This window comes from Stenotrophomonas sp. (assembly GCF_031995405.1).
Classification (GTDB): domain Bacteria; phylum Pseudomonadota; class Gammaproteobacteria; order Xanthomonadales; family Xanthomonadaceae; genus Stenotrophomonas.
The window spans coordinates 1-18,033 of record NZ_DAMAGC010000011.1; the positions used below are offsets into that span (position 1 = coordinate 1).

An 18,033-nucleotide genomic window follows, 5' to 3' on the forward strand; every position below is an offset into this window, starting at 1 on the left:
GTGCCTTGGTGTTCTCGAACGTCCGCCATGCGTAAGCGCCCACCACGCCCAGGCCGAGCGAGTTGAGTGCGCCGAAGAACAGGATGGTCACCATCGTGCCCGCGTAGCCGGGCACCGCGACCAAGCCCGAGAGTTTGGCGGCCAGGATCAGGATGGACAGCCCGACGGCGGCGATCAGCGCGAGTGTGCCGATGGCCATCAGCAGGCGCACCGGCAGGTCGGTGAAGGCGAACACGCTGTCGGACAGGTAGCGCAGCTTCTTTTTCAGGGTCCAGGCGCTCTTGCCGTGTTCCCGACGCAGGCGCCGGTAGGACACGAACGCGCGCCGCCCGCCCAGCCAGAACAGCTGTGCCAGCAGGCTGGTGTTGCTTTCCTTCAGCAGCAGCAGGCGATCGCGCATGTCCGCGGTCACCGCGAAGATGTCCACGCCGCCCTTGGGAATGTCCGGCATCACAAAGCGCCGGTACAGCGACCAGAAGGTCCCCGATGCGAGTTTGGAAAGGCCCGGGTCCTCACGCGATTCGCGCACCCCCATGGCGATGTCCTTGTCCCCGGGCAGCAGTGCCTTGAACAGATCGATCACCAGCGCAGGGGGCTCCTGCAGGTCGGCGGCCATCACGGCGATGATCGATCCCCTGGCGTGTTCGAGACCGACCCGGATCGCCGAGAACGCCCCGAAGTTGCGCGACAGTGCAATCAGCTGGGCGTCGAAGCCTGCCGAGGGAAGCTGCTCGCGCAGGCGCGCATAGCTCTGGTCAGGGCTGCCGTCGACGACGAACACCGCCTCGAACGCAACGCCGGCCTCCTGCTTGATCGACGCAAGCGCGGCGACCAGCGGCGTGATCGAGCCTTCGTTGCCGTAAACCGGGACAACGACGGTCAGCGAGGGGCTCAGAAGCGGTTGCATGCGTCGATGACTCGATCGATTTCGGCATCCGTCAGTTCGGGGAAGCACGGCAGGGTGAGCACGGTGGTGCAATCCAGCTCGGTCTGCGGCAGCGTCACGCGATCGAAACGACCGGCGTGGCAAGGCTGCTTGTGATCGGCGATGGGGTAATGCACGTCGGTCTGGATGCCGTTGTCGGTCAGATGCTGCTGCAGCGCGGTGCGTTCATCGGTACGGATGACATACAGGTGCGCGACATAGCCCTGGCCGTTGCTCGTATTGGTGCGGATCCTGGGGTTGCGGATGCCCGCGGCGTAGCGTTCGGCGACGTTCCGGCGGTTCTGGTTCCACTGGTCCAGATGCGGAAGCATCAGCAGCAGCATGCTGGCCTGGATCTCGTCCAGGCGGCTGTTGCGGCCACCGGCCAGGCCGTTGGTGTATTTCTGCGTCCAGCCGTACTGGCGCAGCATGCGCACGCGATCGGCCAGGTCGGTACGACCGGTGACCACTGCACCGCCATCGCCCAGCGCGCCGAGGTTTTTGGTCGGGTAGAAACTGAAGCTGGCGATGTCGCCGAACGAGCCGGCCACGCCGTTGTCGTTGCGGGCGCCATGCGCCTGGGCGCAGTCTTCCACCAGGCCGACGCCGCGCGCCTTGCACAGGGCAGCGATGGCGTCGATATCGGCCAGCTGGCCGTACAGATGGGTGACGATGACCGCCTTGATGCCGCCGTCGGCCAGTGCTGCTTCCAGCTTGGCCGGATCCATCGTCGCGCTGTCGGCGCGGATGTCGATGAAGACCGGTTCGGCGCCGCAGGCCAGCACGGCCGAGGTGCCGTACATCGCCGCGTTGGCCACGACCGCGACGCGGTCCGCGCTGCCGACTTCCAGTGCGCGCAACGACAGCTCCAGCGCGTCGGTGCCGTTGGCGACGCTGATGCAGTGCTCGACGCCGCAATACGCGGCGAAGGCCGATTCGAAAGCACGGACGTTCGGGCCCAGCACGTAATAGCCACTTCCCACCACTTCGGTGGCGGCTGCCGCGAGGGCGTCCTTCAGCGGCTCGATGTGACGGGAGAGGGAATTGACAGGAATGGCTTCAAGCGTCATTGAAATGGATTCTGCTGTAGATGAAGCCATTGGAAGCCAGGTTCCAAGCACGCTTCTTGTGGGTGCACCGGCAAGTGACTGCCAGTGCTGGGCAATAGACCCGCCGATTGTAACCATTCCTGAAGCGATGGCTTCAGCGGCAGCCCGGCCCGCCGACCAGTGCTTCGACGATGACCTGGTGGGTCTGCGGCGTCTTCAGGCGGAATCGTGTTCCCGGCCGGGTCCACGCACCGGTTTTTGCCGAGCCGGTCGGACCACCGCCGGCAAACAGCTTCTCATCGTTGTCGCCGCCGACCCAGAGTTCCACCGACGGCAGGTTGGGCTGGTCGCTCACATCCCAGGACACCGTCGCTTCCATCGGCTCACAGCTGGGCATTTCCCTGGGATCGATCGACAGTGCCTTGCTGGACGACTGGATCACCGCGGCGGGCGCCGGTGGGGCAGGTGGCGGAGGCGGCGGCACGCCCTCGGGCTGGCAGGCGCTCAAGGCAAGCAGGCACAGGAGCGGAGCAACGGGGTTCTTCATGGCAGTGGCCTTGTATCCGTCCATTGATAGAGTCGCCATCCGACAGCGGATGGCGACGTCCGGTATTACAGCGCCGCTTCCAGCTCCGGCAGCAGCGTGAACAGATCTCCCACCAGCCCGATATCGGCGATCTCGAAGATCGGCGAATCCGGGTCCTTGTTGATCGCCACGATCGTGCCGGCGTCCTTGATCCCGGTCAGGTGCTGGATCGCGCCGCTGATGCCCACGGCCACATACAGCTCCGGCGAGATGATCTTGCCGGTCTGGCCGACCTGCAGGTCGCTGGGCACATAGCCGGCGTCCACGGCGGCGCGCGAGGCACCGACGGCGGCGCCGAGCTTGTCGGCCAGCTGGAAGATCACCTTGAAGTTCTCTTCCGAGCCCACGCCACGGCCGCCGGAGACCACGCGCTTGGCGCTCTGCAGGTCCGGGCGATCGGTGGCACCGGCGGCCAGGCCGACGAAGCGGGTGTGGGTCGGCAGGGCCGCATCGACGCTGGCCGATTCCACGGGGGCATTGCCGCCCTTGGCGGCTTCCGGCCAGGACGCGGCACGCACCGTGGCGACCACGATCTGGTCACCCGGCACCTCGACGGTGATGATCGCGTTGCCCGCGTAGATCGGGCGCTTGAAGCTGTGGCTGCCTTCGACGGTCATCAGGTCCGAGACCTGGTTGACGCCCAGCAGGGCGGCCACGCACGGCATCAGGTCCTTGCCGAAGGTGGTCGAGGGGTCGAACACGTGGGTGTAGCCCTTGGCCAGCTGCGCGATCTGCGGGGCCAGCACCTGGGCCAGCGCCTGCGCGTTGGCGGGGTTGGCCACGGTCAGCACCTTGGCCACGCCGGCCAGCTGGGCGGCTTCAGCGGCCGCGCCGGCCGGGTCGGCAGCCAGCACCAGCACGTCGATGCTGGCACCGCTGATCGCGGCGGCGGCACTGACGGTCTTGGCGGTGGCGGCGTTGAGCTTGCCGTCGTGGTGTTCGGCGACAACGAGGATCTTGGTCATTTACAGCAACCCCTTCTGCTTGAGTGCGGCGACCAGTTCGGCCGCGTCCTTGACCATCACGCCCTTGCTGCGCTTGACCGGCGCGGCGTACTGGGTGGTCTTGAAGGTATCGGCGGCGTCCACGCCGAGGTCGGCCAGCTGCAGCGTTTCCATCGGCTTGGCCTTGGCCTTCATGATGTCCGGCAGCTTGATGAAGCGCGGCTCATTCAGGCGCAGGTCGGTGGTGACCACCGCCGGCAGATCCACTTCCAGCGTTTCCAGGCCGGCATCGACTTCACGGGTGACCGTGGCCTTGCCGCCTTCGATCTGCAGCTTGCTGGCGAAGGTCGCCTGCGGGCGGCCCCACAGCGTGGCCAGCATCTGGCCGGTCTGGTTGGCGTCGTCGTCGATGGCCTGCTTGCCGAGGATGACCAGGTCCGGCTGTTCCTTTTCGACCAGCTTGAGCAGCGTGCGCGCGGCGGTCAGCGGCTGGATGGCCTGGTCGGTGACCACGTGGATGGCGCGGTTGGCACCCATGGCCAGGCCATTGCGCAGGTGGGCCTGGGCGTCGGCCGGGGCGATGGTGGCGACCACGACCTCGGTGGCGATGCCCTGGTCGCGCAGGCGCAGCGCTTCTTCCAGCGCGATTTCATCGAACGGGTTGGGGGACAGCTTGACGCCGTCGGTGACCACGCCGGAACCGTCCGGCTTGACCTGAATGCGGACGTTGTAGTCCACCACGCGCTTGTACGCGACGAGGATTTTCATCTGGTGCTGGATCCTTCAATAACGGGGGAACGTCCGGTTCTGTTCACAGCAACCGGTTCGGGGGTGGGACAGCGATTCTAACTGCCTCAAGGCAACCATGCGAATGCGTATGGTTATGCTGCAGCGCGGCACAAAATGCACATTCCATCGTGTCCGTTCACGTCCAGCAGGCAGTCGTGAAGACGGCCCGCATGTATCCTGTAGCGCTGCATCCGGAGCGCTGCATTGGCGGCCGGAGACTTTAGAACCGAACAGGAGAACGGGTAGTGCCCACATGGCTTGTCACCGGCGGAGCCGGATTCATTGGCGGTAACTTTGTCCTCGAAGCCGTCGCCAAGGGCGTTCGGGTCATCAACCTGGATGCCCTGACGTACGCCGGCAACCTGAAGACGCTGGCCCCGCTGGAGCGCAACCCCGATCACGTGTTCGTGCAGGGCGACATCGGCGATCGCGACCTGGTGGCGCGCCTGCTGGCCGAGCACCAGCCCGATGCCGTGGTGAATTTCGCCGCCGAAAGCCATGTCGACCGCTCCATCGACGGTCCCGGCGCGTTCATCCAGACCAACGTGGTCGGCACGCTCGGCCTGCTTGAAGCCGTGCGCGACTACTGGAAGGCCCTGCCGGCCGACAAGGGCCCGGCCTTCCGTTTCCTGCACGTGTCCACCGATGAGGTGTACGGCACCCTCGGCGAGACCGGCAAGTTCAGCGAGACCACCCCGTATGCGCCCAATTCGCCGTACTCGGCGTCCAAGGCTGCCTCGGACCACCTGGTGCGCGCCTTCCACCACACCTACGGGCTGCCGGTGCTGACCACCAACTGCTCGAACAACTACGGCCCGTACCACTTCCCGGAGAAGCTCATTCCGCTGGTGATCGCCAAGGCGCTGGCCGGCGAACCGCTGCCGGTGTACGGCGATGGCAAGCAGGTACGCGACTGGCTGTTCGTGTCCGACCACTGCGAAGCGATCCGCACCGTGCTGGCCAAGGGCCAGGTCGGTGAGACCTACAACGTCGGCGGCAATTCGGAAAAGGAAAACATCGAAGTGGTGCACGCCATCTGCGCGCTGCTCGATGCCCGTCGCCCGCGTGCGGACGGCCAGCCGCGCAGCAGCCAGATCACGTATGTCGCCGACCGCCCCGGCCATGATCGTCGCTACGCGATCGACGCCAGCAAGCTGAAGGATCAGCTGGGCTGGGAGCCGAAGTACACCTTCGAGCAGGGCATCGGCTACACCGTGGACTGGTACCTGGACAACCAGGACTGGGTCAACGGCGTGCTCGACGGCAGCTACCGCCTGCAGCGCATCGGCACCGCTGCCTGAGCGGCGGCGTCAACCAGAGACTGAGGACCAACGCATGACTCAACGCAAGGGCATCATCCTCGCGGGCGGTTCGGGCACGCGCCTGTACCCGATCACCAAGGGCGTCAGCAAGCAGCTGCTGCCGGTGTACGACAAGCCGATGATCTACTACCCGCTCAGCGTGCTGATGCTGGCCGGGATCCGCGATGTATTGATCATCAACACCCCGCACGAGCAGGCGCTGTTCCAGGCGCTGCTGGGCGATGGGTCGCAGTGGGGCATGAACATCCAGTACGCCGTGCAGCCGAGTCCGGATGGACTGGCGCAGGCGTATCTGATCGGCCGCGATTTCGTCGACGGCAAGCCGAGCTGCCTGGTGCTGGGCGACAACATCTTCCACGGCCATGGCCTGCGCGAAGTGCTGCGCAACGCCGACCAGCGCGATGCCGGTGCCACGGTGTTCGGCTACTGGGTCAATGATCCGGAGCGTTACGGGGTGGCCGAGTTCGACAAGGCCGGCAAGGTCATCGACCTGGTCGAGAAGCCGGAGAAGCCGCGCTCCAACTACGCCGTCACCGGGCTGTACTTCTACGACGGCAACGCCAGCGACTATGCCGCCGAGCTGAAGCCGTCGCCGCGTGGCGAACTGGAGATCACCGATCTCAATCAGCGCTACCTGCGCGAAGGCAATCTGCACCTGGAAGCGCTGGGTCGCGGCTATGCATGGCTGGATACCGGCACCCACCAGTCACTGCTGGAGGCGTCCAATTTCATCGAAACCATCCAGACCCGTCAGGGCCTGCAGGTCTGCTGCCCGGAAGAAATCGCGTTTGGCCAAGGCTGGATCACGGCCGAGCAGCTGGAGGCGCTGGCCGCCCCGCTGATCAAGAATGGCTACGGCCAGTACCTGCATACGCTGGCGCAGCGGGGCGTGGTTCCGTGAAGATCATTGAAACCTCGCTGTCCGGCTGCAAGGTGATCGAGCCGGCGGTGTTCGGTGACGAACGGGGCTTCTTTTTCGAGACCTGGAACGCCGCGCGATTCGCCGAGCAGGGCCTGCCCACCGCGTTCGTACAGAGCAACGTGTCGTCCTCGGCCAAGGGAGTGCTGCGTGGCCTGCATTACCAATGGCCGCGTCCGCAAGGCAAGCTGGTCACCGTGCTCGAAGGCGAGGTCTACGACGTTGCCGTGGATATCCGTCGCGGTTCGCCGACCTTCGGGCGTTGGGAAGCGGTGATCCTCAGCGCCGAGAACAAGCGCCAGTTCTGGATTCCAGAAGGCTTCGCGCACGGATTCGCCGTGCTTTCCGAACGTGCGCTGTTCTCGTATCTGTGCACGGATGTGTACGTGAAGGAACACGATGCCGGCATCCGCTGGAATGATGCCGATATCGCCGTGGATTGGCCGATCAGTGGTCCCACGCTCTCGGCCAAGGATGAAGCCGCACCGTTCCTGAAAGACATCGCCGACGACCGCCTGCCGGTCCATCAGCCGTGATCGTGCTGCTGTTCGGCGCCAATGGTCAGTTGGGCCAGGAACTGCGGCGCGCACTCTCGCCGCTGGGTGAGGTGGTCGCGACCACCCGCAGTGGCACGCTGCCCGATGGAAGCGCCTGCGAAACGGCCGATTTCAACCAGCCCGCATCGCTTGCCGCGCTGCTGGATCGCGTCCGTCCGGACGTGGTCGTAAACGCGGCCGCCTACACCGCGGTGGACCGTGCGGAAGAAGAACGTGATGCCGCCTGGCGCGCCAATGCCGAGGCACCGGGCGTGATCGCGCGCTGGTGCGCGGCTGCAGGCGTGCCGCTGGTGCATTACTCCACCGATTACGTGTTCGATGGGCAGGGTACCCGCCCATACCGCGAAGACGATGCCACCGCGCCGCTGGGCGTGTATGGCGCCAGCAAGCTGGCCGGTGAAGAAGCCATCCGCGCGGCCGGCGGCCGTCACCTGATCTTCCGCACTGCGTGGGTGTATGCCCCGCACAGCGCCAACTTCCTGCGCACCATGCTGCGGGTGGGCGCCGAGCGCGACGTGCTGCGCGTGGTGGCTGACCAGGTCGGCACGCCAACCCCGGCGGCGCTGATCGCCAATGTCACCGCGCAGGCATTGCAGCATCCCGGTGGCCTGTCGGGCACCTGGCACCTCACCGCCAATGGTGAAACCAGCTGGCATGGCTTTGCCGAGGCGATCTTCGCCGAAGCGGTGTCGGCCGGGAAGCTGGCGCGCGCGCCAAAGGTAGAGGCGATCACCACCGCCGACTACCCGACCCCGGCCAGGCGTCCGGCGTATTCGCACCTGGATGTGCGCAAGCTGGAGTCGGACTTCGGCATTGCACTGCCGGAATGGCAGGATGGTTTGAAGCGGGTGATCGCCGCGCTCTGAAGCTGCGCGGTGGTGCCACGCCATGCGTGGCTGCACTCCGGATCGTCCGCAGCGCGTCAGCCACGCATGGCGTGGCTCTACCCGGACAATGAAAAACCCGGCCTTGGCCGGGTTTTTCTTGTTTCTGCAACGCTCCTCGATCACGTACGACCGTAGGTATCCTCGAACCGCACGATGTCGTCTTCGCCCAGATAGCTGCCGGACTGCACTTCAATCAGCTCCAGTGGCAGTTTGCCGGGGTTCTTGAGGCGGTGGGTCACGCCCAGTGGAATATAGGTACTCTGGTTTTCGGTGAGCAGCAGCACTTCCTCGCCGCGCGTCACTTCGGCGGTGCCGCTCACCACGATCCAGTGCTCGGCACGGTGGTGGTGCATCTGCAGGCTCAAGGTGGCACCGGGTTTGACGGTGATGCGCTTGACCTGGAAACGCTCGCCATGGTCGATCGAGTCGTAGGCACCCCACGGGCGATACACCTTGCGGTGCCAGGTCGCTTCGGGACGTGCATCGGCCTTCAATCGCGCCACTACCTGCTTGATCTCCTGCATGCGGTCGCTGCGGCCGACCATCACCGCGTCGTCGGTCTCCACCACGATCACATCGTCCAGTCCGACCAGTGCGATCAGGCGCTCGCCGTAGGCGTAGGTGTTGCGGCAGTCGATGGCGATGACATCGCCATGATGGGCATTGCCGTCGGCATCCTGCGGCGATACATCGCGCAGTGCCGTCCACGAGCCGACATCGTTCCAACCGGCATCCAGCGGTACCACCACCGCATCGGCGGTCTTTTCCATCACCGCGTAGTCGATGGAGTCGGAGGGCACCGCGGTGAATGCCTCTTTGCCCAGCCGGGTAAAGTCCGCATCGCGTCGTGCCTGTTCCCACGCGGTGCGGCTGGCCGACAGCATCGCCGGGTTGAATTTCTCCAGCTCGGCCAGGTAGCGCGAGGCCTTGAACAGGAACATGCCGCTGTTCCAGAAATACTCGCCGGACTGCACGTACTGCTGGGCGGTGGCCGCGTCGGGCTTCTCGACGAAACGATCCACCGCGCGCACCTCGCCGGCCGATGCCGCCTTGATGTAGCCATAGCCGGTTTCCGGCCCGGTCGGCACGATCCCGAAGGTGACCAGCTTGCCCTCGCGCGCGGCAGGCAATGCGCGCAGCACGGCGGCACGGAAGGCGGCTTCATCGGCAATCACATGATCCGACGGCAGCACCAGCAGCACCGCATCGTCGCCGTCGCGGGTGGCTTCCAGCGCGGCCACCGCGATCGCCGGGGCGGTGTTGCGGCCCACCGGTTCGAGCAGGATCGCCAGCGGCTGCACACCCAGCTGTTGCAGCTGCTCGGCCGCCACGAAGCGGTGTTCTTCGTTGGCCACCACCAGCGGCGCACGGCCTGCGATCGGTGCCACCCGCTGCCAGGTCGCCTGCAGCATCGTCAGCTCGCCGGCCAACGCCAGGAACTGCTTGGGGTAGGCCTCGCGCGACAGCGGCCACAGCCGGGTGCCGGAACCGCCGGACAGGATGACGGGAAGAAGATCGTTCATCGGAGCGATGCCTCAGGAGGCCGTAAGCAGCTGGGAAATTTCATCGGTGCGCTGCTGCAGCAGCGCCGCATCGCCACGCGTTTCGATGTTCAGGCGCAGCAGCGGCTCGGTGTTGGAACTGCGCAGGTTGAAGCGCCACTGGCCGAAATCCGCACTGATCCCGTCGGTGTGGTCCAGGGACGGCGACTGTGCGGCGTAATGGTCCATCACCCGCGCGACCGCGGCCTTGGCATCGCTGACCTTGAAATTGATCTCGCCGCTGCACGGGAACTTGGCCATGCGTGCTTCGACCAGATCGGCCAGCGAGCGACCGGATTCGGAGACCAGCGCGGCGATCAGCAGCCACGGGATCATCCCCGAGTCGGCGTAGGCGAACTCGCGGAAATAATGGTGCGCGCTCATCTCACCGCCATACACGGCGTTCTCGCTGCGCATCTTTTCCTTGATGAAGGCATGGCCGCTCTTGCACAGCACCGGCTGGCCGCCGGCGTCTTCAACCATCTCCACGGTGTTCCAGGTCAGGCGCGGGTCGTGCACGATCTTGCCGCCGGGCTGGCGCGCCAGGATCGCCTTGGCCAGCAGGCCGACCAGGTAATAGCCTTCGATGAAGCGGCCGTTGTGGTCGAAGAAGAAGCAGCGGTCGAAATCGCCGTCCCAGGCAATGCCGAAATCGGCACCGTGCTCGCGCACGGCCTGCGCGGTCAACGCACGGTTCTCCGGCAGCAGCGGATTGGGGATGCCGTTGGGGAAGCTGCCATCGGGTTCGTGGCAGATACGGATGAACTCGAAGGGCAGGTGCGGGGCCAGCAGGTCGACGATCGGGCCGGCGCCGCCATTGCCGGCATTGACCACCAGCTTGAGCGGCTTGAGCGCGGCGCGATCGACGTAGCTGAGCAGGTGATCGATGTAGGCGCTCTTGTCCGGATGGGTCTGCAGGCTGCCCGTGGCCTCGGCCGGGGCGGCGCCATCGGCTTCGACCGCGTCGGAGATCGCCAGCAGGCCGGTGTCCGAACTGATCGGCCGGGCCTGCTCCTTGACCAGCTTCATCCCGTTGTAGTCCATCGGGTTGTGGCTGGCGGTGACCATCACCCCGCCGGCGGCCTTGAGGTGATCGACCTGGAAATAGACCTCTTCGGTCCCGCACAGGCCGATGTCCAGCACGTCGCGCCCGGCGCCACGCAGGCCGGCGGCCAGCGCGTCCTGCAGGGCGGGGCTGGTCAGGCGGATGTCGTGGCCGACCACCACCGTGCCGGGGGCGAGCTGGGCGTCCAGGGCCACGCCGATGCGTCGGGCCAGCTCTTCGTTCAGTTCGTCCGGCACGCGGCCGCGGATGTCGTATGCCTTGAATGCGGGGAGCGTCATCTATTCCAGTCCTTCTGACAGTCAGCGGATTAGTGTAGCCGCAGCCATGTATGGGAATCGTTTTCACCCCCGGCGACCATCACGGGCGTTGCGGGCGGGTCATCTGCACCACCGGCCGCGCCGGATGGCTACCGGAACGAGAGGTACTTGTGCCCGAAATAGCTCGAAAACACCGGTACCGCCACGCCCACGGCATGGGCGATCTCCAGCCGCAGCACATCCACGCCCAGCCAGGGCAGCAGATGGAAGGCCAGCAGCGTTGATACGACCCAGGTCTGCAGCACCGCCAGCAGGTTCACCAGGACGAAGTAGAAGGCCGAATGGTGCAGCGGACGGGTGCTCTGCTTGAACACGAACAGGCGCGACAGGACGAAGGCGGTCACCATGCCGGTGAGGTAGGCCAGCACGATCGCCGGCGTGAACGACAGCCAGTGGCTGTAGCCGATCCGGGACAGGAAATTGACCAGCGCAGCCACCCCGCCCACCAGCAGGAACAGCAGGAACTGCCGCGAGGCCAGCGCCTGGATCATGCCACCGCTTCCCTGGCCAGCATCCGGCCGAAGCCGATGCTCTCGGAGATGCCGCGGTCTTCAGGGTAGTAATGCGAGGTGTCGGCCACCCAGAGGCCTTCGACCGGCAACCTGCGTGGAGGCAGGCGATCGAGGAAGCCCGGTTCGCAGATGGGCTGGGCATGCCGGTAGCGACTGGCGCGGATGTCGATGAAATCCTCTTCCACCAGCGCCGGATTGATCTGCATCAGGTAGCGCCGCACCTTGTCGATGAACACCGCGTCCGGATCGGCGTACTTGGGGTGCTCGCCGGGCATGTAGAAGGGTACGTAGACGATGTGCGCGTCCATCGGGCGCAGGTTGGTGTATTCGACGATGCCGGGGATGTCCATGTCCGGGTCGTTGGTGTTGACCCAGAAATTCCCGGAGACCGGGCAGCGCAGCTTGGCGATCACGCATACCACCGCGATGTTGTTCAGCGCGCGGAACCTGGCCAGGATCGATTCGGGCAGGTCCGGTGCCAGCCGCGGGACGAACGGCAACGGCACGGTGGAGACCACCTTGTCGAACGCCAGGCGTTCGCCGCCGACCTCCACGCCGCACACCTTGCCCTGTTCGATCACGATGCGCTGCACCGGCGAGGACAGCCGCACCTCCCCGCCGTGCCGGACGATGTCGGCGTGCAGTCCATCCAGCAACGTTGACGAGCCGCCGTCGAGGTAGCCCAGTTTTTCGCGCATCAGGCTGTAGCGTGAGCGTCCGATGCGACGGATCCGGCTCCAGATCCACGCCGCCGACAGATTGTCGGCGTAGTCGTAGAACTTGTAGTCGAACAGCTTTCGCCACAGCACCTCGTAAGCCTCCGCGCCCACCCAGCGGCGGATCCAGCCACGGGCGTCGACGTGGTCCAGCGGCGTCCAGTCATTGCGCCGGGTGCACAGGAAGGCATGCAGGCCGTAGCGGAACTTGGCGATCAGGCCCAGCCCCCTGAAGCGCAGCAGCGCGACCGGATTGCCCCATGCCTGCAGGCGCTTGCCGAACCAGTAGCCCATCCGGGTCTGGGTCCAGCGCATCCTCGAGGCCAGCCCAAGCTCGTCGAGCACGGTCAGGAAGTCCGCATCGGAGGTGCAGTGGAAATGGTAGTAGCGCTCGATCTGGATGCCGCCGAAATCGAAGCTGGCGGTCATCCCGCCGACCCGGTCATCGGCTTCGAAGATCACCGGTTGATGGCCATCGCGGGCCAGCTGGTAGGCCACGGCCAGGCCCATCGGGCCGGCGCCGAGGACGGCGATGCGTTCGCTCACGATCAGAACTCCAGGGTGATGTCGCCGTAATCGGGATCGTTGAAGGTCGCCTCGATCGCCTCGGCGAACGGCGTCGGCTGCACGCCGAAGATGCCCGGCCAGTCGATCACCTCGAACTCGTCGTGCGCGACCAATGCCTTGAGCTGGGCCGCGGTGAACGGTGGGTCGCGGTCGAACAGCGCCCAGGTCTTCAACAGCGCATGGAACAGCCCGTACGGGATGTGCAGCAGGATCGCCCGCGCACCGGTGCTGCGTTTGATCTGGGCGATGATGTCCACGTAGTCGACCTTCTCCAGGCCGGTGATGTTGTAGCGCTGGCCGGCGATGCGCGAACGCAGGCAGCTGGCGATGATGCTGGCGAAATCGGCGGCATACAGCGGTTGGCGCATGAAGCGGCCATCACCGGGAATCGGGAAAACAGGCATCCTGCGCATGAAGCGCGACAGCCAGCCCAGGTGCTTGCGGTCGAACCAGCCGAACATCAACGTCGGCCGCAGGATCACCGCGGCGATGCCGCTGTCGGCAACCCGCTGCTCCTGTTCGCGCTTGGTGCGGGTGTAGTCGTCCTCGGCCACCGAGCACACCACCGACGAGCTGACATGCACCGTGTAGGGCACGGCATGGCGTCGGATCGCGTCGAGGATGTTGTCGGTTGCGGTGATGTTGTTGCGCACGAACGGCAGCGGGTCGGTACCGCCGATCTGTGCCTGCAGCATCACCACGGCGTCGGCGCCGGCGAAGTGCTGCTCCCAGGTGCCGGGATCGGCCAGGTCGGCCAACGCGGTGACCAGGGTCGGGTGCATCCGGCGCAGGATGGCGAGGTTGGCCTCGTGCTTGTCGATCACCACCAGGTTGCGGTAGCCCTGGCGCGTGAGGATGGCCACCAGGTTCTGACCGACCAGACCGGCGCCACCGGGAATGACGATCTTCTGCTCAAAGGCGCCCGGCATGACGGTACTCACAGCGCGGCCCGGTTGAACACCGCCTGCGGCAGCAGGCGGATGACCAGCATGATCAGGCGCCAGAAGCCGGGGGCGTACAGCACCGGTGTTCCTCGCCCGATGCCGCCGACGATACGCTTGGCGACCTGGTCGGGGCTGGCCCACAGCGGGCCTTTTCGCAGGTGCGCGGTCATCGGGGTATCGACGAAGCCCGGGCGGATATCGACCACGGCGACGCCGCGCTTGTGCAGGCGTTGGCGCAGGCCACTGAGGAAGGCGCTGGTCGCCGCCTTGGCCGCGCCGTAGGCGTAGTTGCTCTGCCGCCCGCGATCGCCGGCCACCGAGGTGATCACCGCCAGCGTACCGGTGCCGGCCTCGGCCAGGCGGTTGGCGATGGGCCCGAGCAGGGCCATGGTGGCGCTGCCATTGGTGGAAAACTCGGACAGGAATACCTCCACCGAGGCTTCGCACGCAGCCTGGTCGGGCAGGGTGCCATGCGCGACCAGCACCACGTCCGGGCGGCCCAGGGTCGCCCAGGCCTGTTCGATCATCGCGGCGTGTCCGGCCAGATCATTGACGTCCAGCGCGTACTGGCTCACCTGTCCGGCACCGCGCACGGCCAGGTCGGCGCCGATCACCGACAGCCGCGCCATGTTGCGTGCCACCAGGAAGAGCGCCGCACCGCGCGCGGCATAGCGCCGGGCGACCGCTTCGGCGATGGCGGACGTCGCCCCGATGATGAGGATCTTCTGCATGCTTACTCCGTGACCCGGCGCCAGAAGCCGGATGAAAAACGCGGATCGAGGAAACGCGAGAATGCCTGCCAGCGCGGATACGCCTGCTGGAAGGCGTGGCTCGACATCCGCGCATCCTTGGCCGGATACAGCGCGCCGCCCGCGGCCTCGACGATCTGGTCCAGGCGCTGCAGCAGGGCGAAGACCGCCGGACCGGTGTTGGGGAAGTCCAGCGCCAGGGTAGTGCCTGGGCGTGGAAAGGACAGCATGCCGCGCGAGGGCATGTCGCCGAACTGTTTCAGCACGGCCAGGAACGACCCGTGGCCGCTGCGCGCGATCTCCTGCAACAGGGTAGCGACCCCATCGGCGGCGGCCGCCGGCGGCAGCACGCACTGGTACTGCAGGAAACCGGCCGGGCCGTACATCCGGTTCCAGTGGCCGATGCCGTCCAGCGGATGGAAAAACGGCAGCAGGTGCGCGACCGAACGCGTGCGCCGCGCCGGCTGACGCCAGTAGTACAGCGCATTGAACGGGCGCAGGGTGAGCCGGTTGACCAGCGACAGCGGCGGCGTCAACGGCATCGTCAGCCGCCGGCGCGGTGCCGGCGGCCGCTCGTCCGCGCGCTGTGCGGCATGGTCGGCGCGGGTGAAATGGCCACGCCCCAGGCTACGGCCGCGCGCCAGGCAGTCGATCCACGCCACGCTGTATTCATGGGTGGATGCCGACGCGCGCGACAGCGAGAAGAACTCCGCCAGTGACCCGAACCGGATGTTCTCCACCTCCAGGCTGGTGCCGGGGACGCGACGCAACTGCAGCTCGGCCCAGGTCACCAGGCCGGTCAGGCCCAGCCCGCCAACGGTCGCGGCGAACCAGCCCCCGTCGTCCTCCTCGGCACGGCACAGACGGCGGCTGCCATCGCTGCGCAGCAGCTCGAACGCGATCACGTGGTGGCCGAAGCTTCCGTACCGGTGGTGATTCTTGCCGTGCACATCGTTGGCGATCGCGCCCCCTACCGTGACCTGGGAGGTGCCCGGGGTGACCGGCAGGAACCAGCCCTGCGGCAGCACCAGCGACACGATCTCCTCCAGCGTGGTGCCGGCTTCGCACTGCAGGCGGCCGGACACCGGATCGAAGCTGATGAAGCGGTCCAGCCCACGCGTACCCAGCAGGGTGCCGCCCGGGTTCTGGCAACTGTCGCCGTAGCTGCGGCCATTCCCATGGGGCAACGCGCTGCCGGTAAAGTCGGGCAATCCGCTCAGACGGTCATGCAGCGGAACACGGGTGTGCGCCGCGCGTGGGTAGCGTCCCCAGGAATCGCCGTCGTCGCGCATCAGATCGCCACCAGGGCACACAGCGCGCACAGCAGCGCGACCACCTGGCTGGGGCGGTCGGTGGCGGCGAACACGATCGGATCGTCGTGCATGTCGCCACGATGCGCGATCACCCAGGCCCGGCTGACCCAGTACAGCAGTACCGGGCAGATGAACCAGAGCAGCTTGGGATTGCGATACAGCGCGATGCTCTCGGGGCTGTTGATGTAGAGCGCCATCACCATCACCGCGATGTAGCCGGCGGCCGCACCGAGGGATTGCAGCAAGGGCAGGTCATCCACGCCATAGCCGCGCCCGCTGGCCGTGGTCCTGCCCCGGGCCAGCATCGCGTGCAGCTCGGTGTAGCGCTTGAGCAGGGCCAGCGAAAGGAACATGAACATGCTGAAGGCGAGCAGCCAGAACGACAGTTCGGCATCGATGGCGATCGTGCCGCCGATGATCCGCACCGTGTACAGGCCGGCCAGCAGCACCACGTCGAGCATGACGATGCGCTTGAGCCGCAACGAGTAGGCCAGGGTGGCCGCGTAGTAGGTCAACAGCACGCCGGCGAAGGCCGGGCTGCATGCCAGCGCCACCAGCAACCCGCCCACGGTGAGCAGCGGGGCGACCCACAGCCCGTGCAACAACGGCAGGCGACCGGCGGCGAACGGGCGATGGCGTTTGCGCAGGTGCTGGCGGTCCGCGCTCAGGTCGAGCAGGTCGTTGAGCAGGTAGACCCCGGAAGCGCAGAGGCCGAACGCGGCGAAGGCCAGCAGCGACTGCACGACAGCCTCCGGCTCCAGGAAACGGTGCGCGGTCAGCAACGGCACGAACACCAGCAGGTTCTTCAACCATTGGTGCAGGCGCAGTGCCTTGAACCACGCCGCTGCGCGTGGCGGCGCCGGCCAATGTGCGTGCACGGTGGTGCGCTGCGCGGCGGCGCGCGCCAGGCCGTCGTCGTTGTTGACCACCCAGGCACCGGCGGCGTGCTGCCACACGGCCAGATCGACCTTGCCGTTGCCAACGTAATCGAAACCGCGTTCGCCAAATGCCCCGACCAGCGCCTGCGCCTTGTGTGCACCGGCGAGATTACGCTCGCCGTCGCTGGCGATGACACGTTCGAACAGGCCCAGGTGCGCGGCGATGGGCGCGACCAGCAGCGCATCGGAGGCGGTGCACAGCACGCGCGGTCGTTGCGCGGTGGTACGCAGCAATTCCAGCACCCGCAGGTTGTAGGGCAGGTGCTCCGGCGCGAGGGTGACCCGCGCGGCGATCTGGCGCTTCAGCGCAGCCTTGCCCTGCAGCAGCCAGAACGGCAGCAGGAACAGGTACAGCGGATGTCGCGCCAGCAGGGCCAGCAGCGACTCATACAGGATGTCCGAGTTCAGCAGGGTGCCGTCCAGGTCCACGCACAGGGCGTGGGCCTGCGCGTCGCCAAGGGCGGGGGAGGGTGTCATGGACATCAGCAGGGCAGAAGAACGTGCATGGGATCAATTGTAGCCGTCCCGCCCGGCCCACCCGCTGTGCCGACGGCGACACGGTCGCCAGTGGCCCGTCGTGCCGGGCATTGCTGCGCTGCAGTCGAGGCCGGGGAAGCCCTCCCGTTAGAATAGGCGTTTGTTCACCAGTAGGGCGCAACCATGGAAAACACCAGTGCCGCCAAGCGGCGCGGCAAGCAATACGCCAGCGCGGCGCACGCCCTGGACGGTGTGGTCGCCGATGGCCAGACGTTGGCGGTCGGCGGGTTCGGCCTGTGCGGCATTCCGGAGGCGTTGATCGCCGCGTTGCGCGACACCGGGGTCAAGGGCCTGACCGTCATCTCCAACAATGCCGGCGTGGATGGCTTTGGCCTGGGCCAGCTGCTGGAGACCCGGCAGATCCAGAAGATGATTTCGTCCTACGTGGGCGAGAACAAGGAATTCGAACGCCAGTACCTGGCCGGCGAACTGCAGCTGGAGTTCAACCCGCAGGGCACCCTGGCCGAGCGCCTGCGCGCCGGCGGTGCCGGTATTCCTGCGTTCTTCACTGCCACCGGTTACGGCACGGTGGTCGCCGAAGGCAAGGAAACCCGTGAGTTCGACGGCAAGCACTACGTGATGGAAACCGCCCTGCGCGCCGACGTGGCGCTGGTCAAGGCATGGAAGGCCGACGCATCGGGCAACCTGGTGTTCCGCAAGACCGCACGCAACTTCAACCCGGCCTGCGCGATGGCCGGCAAGCTGTGCATCGTCGAAGTGGAGGAAGTGGTGCCGGTGGGCAGCATCGACCCCGACCAGGTGCACCTGCCGGGCATCTACGTGCACCGCATCGTGCACAACCCGCACCCCGAAAAGCGAATCGAACAGCGCACCGTGCGTGCGGAGGGCAACTGA

Annotated in this window: 18 protein-coding genes; 5 read left to right on the plus strand and 13 right to left on the minus strand. The window is 66.4% G+C overall.

Annotated elements, in window-relative coordinates; translation table 11 throughout:
- From RTO53_RS03225 to RTO53_RS03245, 5 genes are all read right to left on the minus strand, one after another.
- Positions 1-907 (minus strand): glycosyltransferase family 2 protein (locus RTO53_RS03225; protein ID WP_312236445.1); only part of this gene is annotated, 907 nt, incomplete at its 3' end.
- Positions 892-1,995 carry a DegT/DnrJ/EryC1/StrS family aminotransferase gene (locus tag RTO53_RS03230; protein ID WP_312236446.1) on the minus strand — a complete coding sequence of 368 codons (1,104 nt, stop codon included), beginning with the start codon at positions 1,993-1,995 and terminating at the stop codon, positions 892-894. The genes RTO53_RS03225 and RTO53_RS03230, both read right to left, overlap by 16 nt.
- 133 nt (positions 1,996-2,128) lie before the next feature.
- Positions 2,129-2,521, minus strand: coding sequence for a hypothetical protein (locus tag RTO53_RS03235; protein ID WP_312236447.1), 393 nt, complete (start codon positions 2,519-2,521; stop codon positions 2,129-2,131).
- A gap of 65 nt (positions 2,522-2,586) precedes the next feature.
- Positions 2,587-3,525 (minus strand): electron transfer flavoprotein subunit alpha/FixB family protein, encoded by a 939-nt coding sequence (locus RTO53_RS03240; RefSeq protein ID WP_312236448.1) that lies wholly within the window; start codon positions 3,523-3,525, stop codon positions 2,587-2,589.
- Positions 3,526-4,272, minus strand: coding sequence for an electron transfer flavoprotein subunit beta/FixA family protein (locus RTO53_RS03245; RefSeq protein ID WP_312236449.1), 747 nt, complete (start codon positions 4,270-4,272; stop codon positions 3,526-3,528).
- Positions 4,273-4,538: 266 nt separating this feature from the next.
- Here RTO53_RS03245 and rfbB point away from each other — a divergent pair, with 266 nt between their 5' ends.
- Genes rfbB through rfbD form a run of 4 tightly spaced genes read left to right on the plus strand, consistent with a single transcriptional unit; the run spans position 4,539 to position 7,957 of the window.
- Positions 4,539-5,594 carry a dTDP-glucose 4,6-dehydratase gene (gene rfbB, locus RTO53_RS03250; protein WP_312236450.1) on the plus strand — a complete coding sequence of 352 codons (1,056 nt, stop codon included), beginning with the start codon at positions 4,539-4,541 and terminating at the stop codon, positions 5,592-5,594.
- A 34-nt stretch (positions 5,595-5,628) separates the two neighbouring features.
- Entirely contained in the window at positions 5,629-6,516 is an 888-nt protein-coding gene (gene rfbA / locus RTO53_RS03255) for a glucose-1-phosphate thymidylyltransferase RfbA (protein ID WP_312236451.1), read from the plus strand.
- On the plus strand, positions 6,513-7,070 hold the full coding sequence (rfbC, locus tag RTO53_RS03260; RefSeq protein ID WP_312236452.1) for a dTDP-4-dehydrorhamnose 3,5-epimerase: 558 nt from the start codon (positions 6,513-6,515) through the stop codon (positions 7,068-7,070). Before rfbA ends, rfbC begins: the two co-directional genes overlap by 4 nt.
- Complete coding sequence (gene rfbD / locus RTO53_RS03265) at positions 7,067-7,957, plus strand: dTDP-4-dehydrorhamnose reductase (protein ID WP_312236453.1); 891 nt, start codon at positions 7,067-7,069, stop codon at positions 7,955-7,957. The genes rfbC and rfbD overlap by 4 nt, the downstream gene beginning before the upstream one ends.
- Before the next feature lie 140 nt (positions 7,958-8,097).
- Here rfbD and RTO53_RS03270 read toward each other — a convergent pair whose 3' ends face one another.
- From RTO53_RS03270 to RTO53_RS03305, 8 genes are all read right to left on the minus strand, one after another.
- On the minus strand, positions 8,098-9,501 hold the full coding sequence (locus RTO53_RS03270) for a mannose-1-phosphate guanylyltransferase/mannose-6-phosphate isomerase (RefSeq protein ID WP_312236454.1): 1,404 nt from the start codon (positions 9,499-9,501) through the stop codon (positions 8,098-8,100).
- 12 nt (positions 9,502-9,513) lie between these two features.
- Complete coding sequence (locus RTO53_RS03275; RefSeq protein ID WP_312236455.1) at positions 9,514-10,863, minus strand: phosphomannomutase; 1,350 nt, start codon at positions 10,861-10,863, stop codon at positions 9,514-9,516.
- A 128-nt stretch (positions 10,864-10,991) separates the two neighbouring features.
- The gene (locus tag RTO53_RS03280) at positions 10,992-11,393 is read right to left on the minus strand and encodes a GtrA family protein (RefSeq protein ID WP_312236456.1); all 402 of its coding nucleotides are present in this window, start codon (positions 11,391-11,393) and stop codon (positions 10,992-10,994) included.
- Positions 11,390-12,676: an NAD(P)/FAD-dependent oxidoreductase gene (locus tag RTO53_RS03285; RefSeq protein WP_312236457.1), complete on the minus strand. Its 1,287-nt coding sequence runs from the start codon at positions 12,674-12,676 to the stop codon at positions 11,390-11,392. Before RTO53_RS03285 ends, RTO53_RS03280 begins: the two co-directional genes overlap by 4 nt.
- A 2-nt stretch (positions 12,677-12,678) precedes the next feature.
- Positions 12,679-13,626, minus strand: a complete 948-nt coding sequence (locus RTO53_RS03290; RefSeq protein WP_312236458.1) for an NAD-dependent epimerase/dehydratase family protein — start codon at positions 13,624-13,626, stop codon at positions 12,679-12,681.
- 8 nt (positions 13,627-13,634) lie between these two features.
- Positions 13,635-14,372, minus strand: coding sequence for an SDR family oxidoreductase (locus tag RTO53_RS03295; RefSeq protein WP_312236459.1), 738 nt, complete (start codon positions 14,370-14,372; stop codon positions 13,635-13,637).
- A gap of 2 nt (positions 14,373-14,374) precedes the next feature.
- Positions 14,375-15,682 (minus strand): FAD-binding oxidoreductase, encoded by a 1,308-nt coding sequence (locus tag RTO53_RS03300; RefSeq protein WP_312236460.1) that lies wholly within the window; start codon positions 15,680-15,682, stop codon positions 14,375-14,377.
- The gene (locus tag RTO53_RS03305; protein WP_312236461.1) at positions 15,682-17,118 is read right to left on the minus strand and encodes a UbiA family prenyltransferase; all 1,437 of its coding nucleotides are present in this window, start codon (positions 17,116-17,118) and stop codon (positions 15,682-15,684) included. The genes RTO53_RS03300 and RTO53_RS03305 overlap by 1 nt, the downstream gene beginning before the upstream one ends.
- 183 nt (positions 17,119-17,301) lie before the next feature.
- Between RTO53_RS03305 and RTO53_RS03310 the strand changes: the two genes are divergently transcribed.
- Positions 17,302-18,033: a CoA transferase subunit A gene (locus RTO53_RS03310; protein ID WP_312236462.1), complete on the plus strand. Its 732-nt coding sequence runs from the start codon at positions 17,302-17,304 to the stop codon at positions 18,031-18,033.

Bases quoted from the DNA above. Each gene is read 5' to 3' on its own strand.
- RTO53_RS03230 (WP_312236446.1), bottom strand. From the start codon at position 1,995: ATGACGCTTGAAGCCATTCCTGTCAATTCCCTCTCCCGTCACATCGAG.
- RTO53_RS03235 (WP_312236447.1), bottom strand. From the start codon at position 2,521: ATGAAGAACCCCGTTGCTCCGCTCCTGTGCCTGCTTGCCTTGAGCGCC.
- RTO53_RS03240 (WP_312236448.1), bottom strand. From the start codon at position 3,525: ATGACCAAGATCCTCGTTGTCGCCGAACACCACGACGGCAAGCTCAAC.
- RTO53_RS03245 (WP_312236449.1), bottom strand. From the start codon at position 4,272: ATGAAAATCCTCGTCGCGTACAAGCGCGTGGTGGACTACAACGTCCGC.
- rfbA (WP_312236451.1), top strand. From the start codon at position 5,629: ATGACTCAACGCAAGGGCATCATCCTCGCGGGCGGTTCGGGCACGCGC.
- RTO53_RS03270 (WP_312236454.1), bottom strand. From the start codon at position 9,501: ATGAACGATCTTCTTCCCGTCATCCTGTCCGGCGGTTCCGGCACCCGG.
- RTO53_RS03275 (WP_312236455.1), bottom strand. From the start codon at position 10,863: ATGACGCTCCCCGCATTCAAGGCATACGACATCCGCGGCCGCGTGCCG.
- RTO53_RS03280 (WP_312236456.1), bottom strand. From the start codon at position 11,393: ATGATCCAGGCGCTGGCCTCGCGGCAGTTCCTGCTGTTCCTGCTGGTG.
- RTO53_RS03290 (WP_312236458.1), bottom strand. From the start codon at position 13,626: ATGCCGGGCGCCTTTGAGCAGAAGATCGTCATTCCCGGTGGCGCCGGT.
- RTO53_RS03295 (WP_312236459.1), bottom strand. From the start codon at position 14,372: ATGCAGAAGATCCTCATCATCGGGGCGACGTCCGCCATCGCCGAAGCG.
- RTO53_RS03300 (WP_312236460.1), bottom strand. From the start codon at position 15,682: ATGCGCGACGACGGCGATTCCTGGGGACGCTACCCACGCGCGGCGCAC.
- RTO53_RS03305 (WP_312236461.1), bottom strand. From the start codon at position 17,118: ATGACACCCTCCCCCGCCCTTGGCGACGCGCAGGCCCACGCCCTGTGC.
- RTO53_RS03310 (WP_312236462.1), top strand. From the start codon at position 17,302: ATGGAAAACACCAGTGCCGCCAAGCGGCGCGGCAAGCAATACGCCAGC.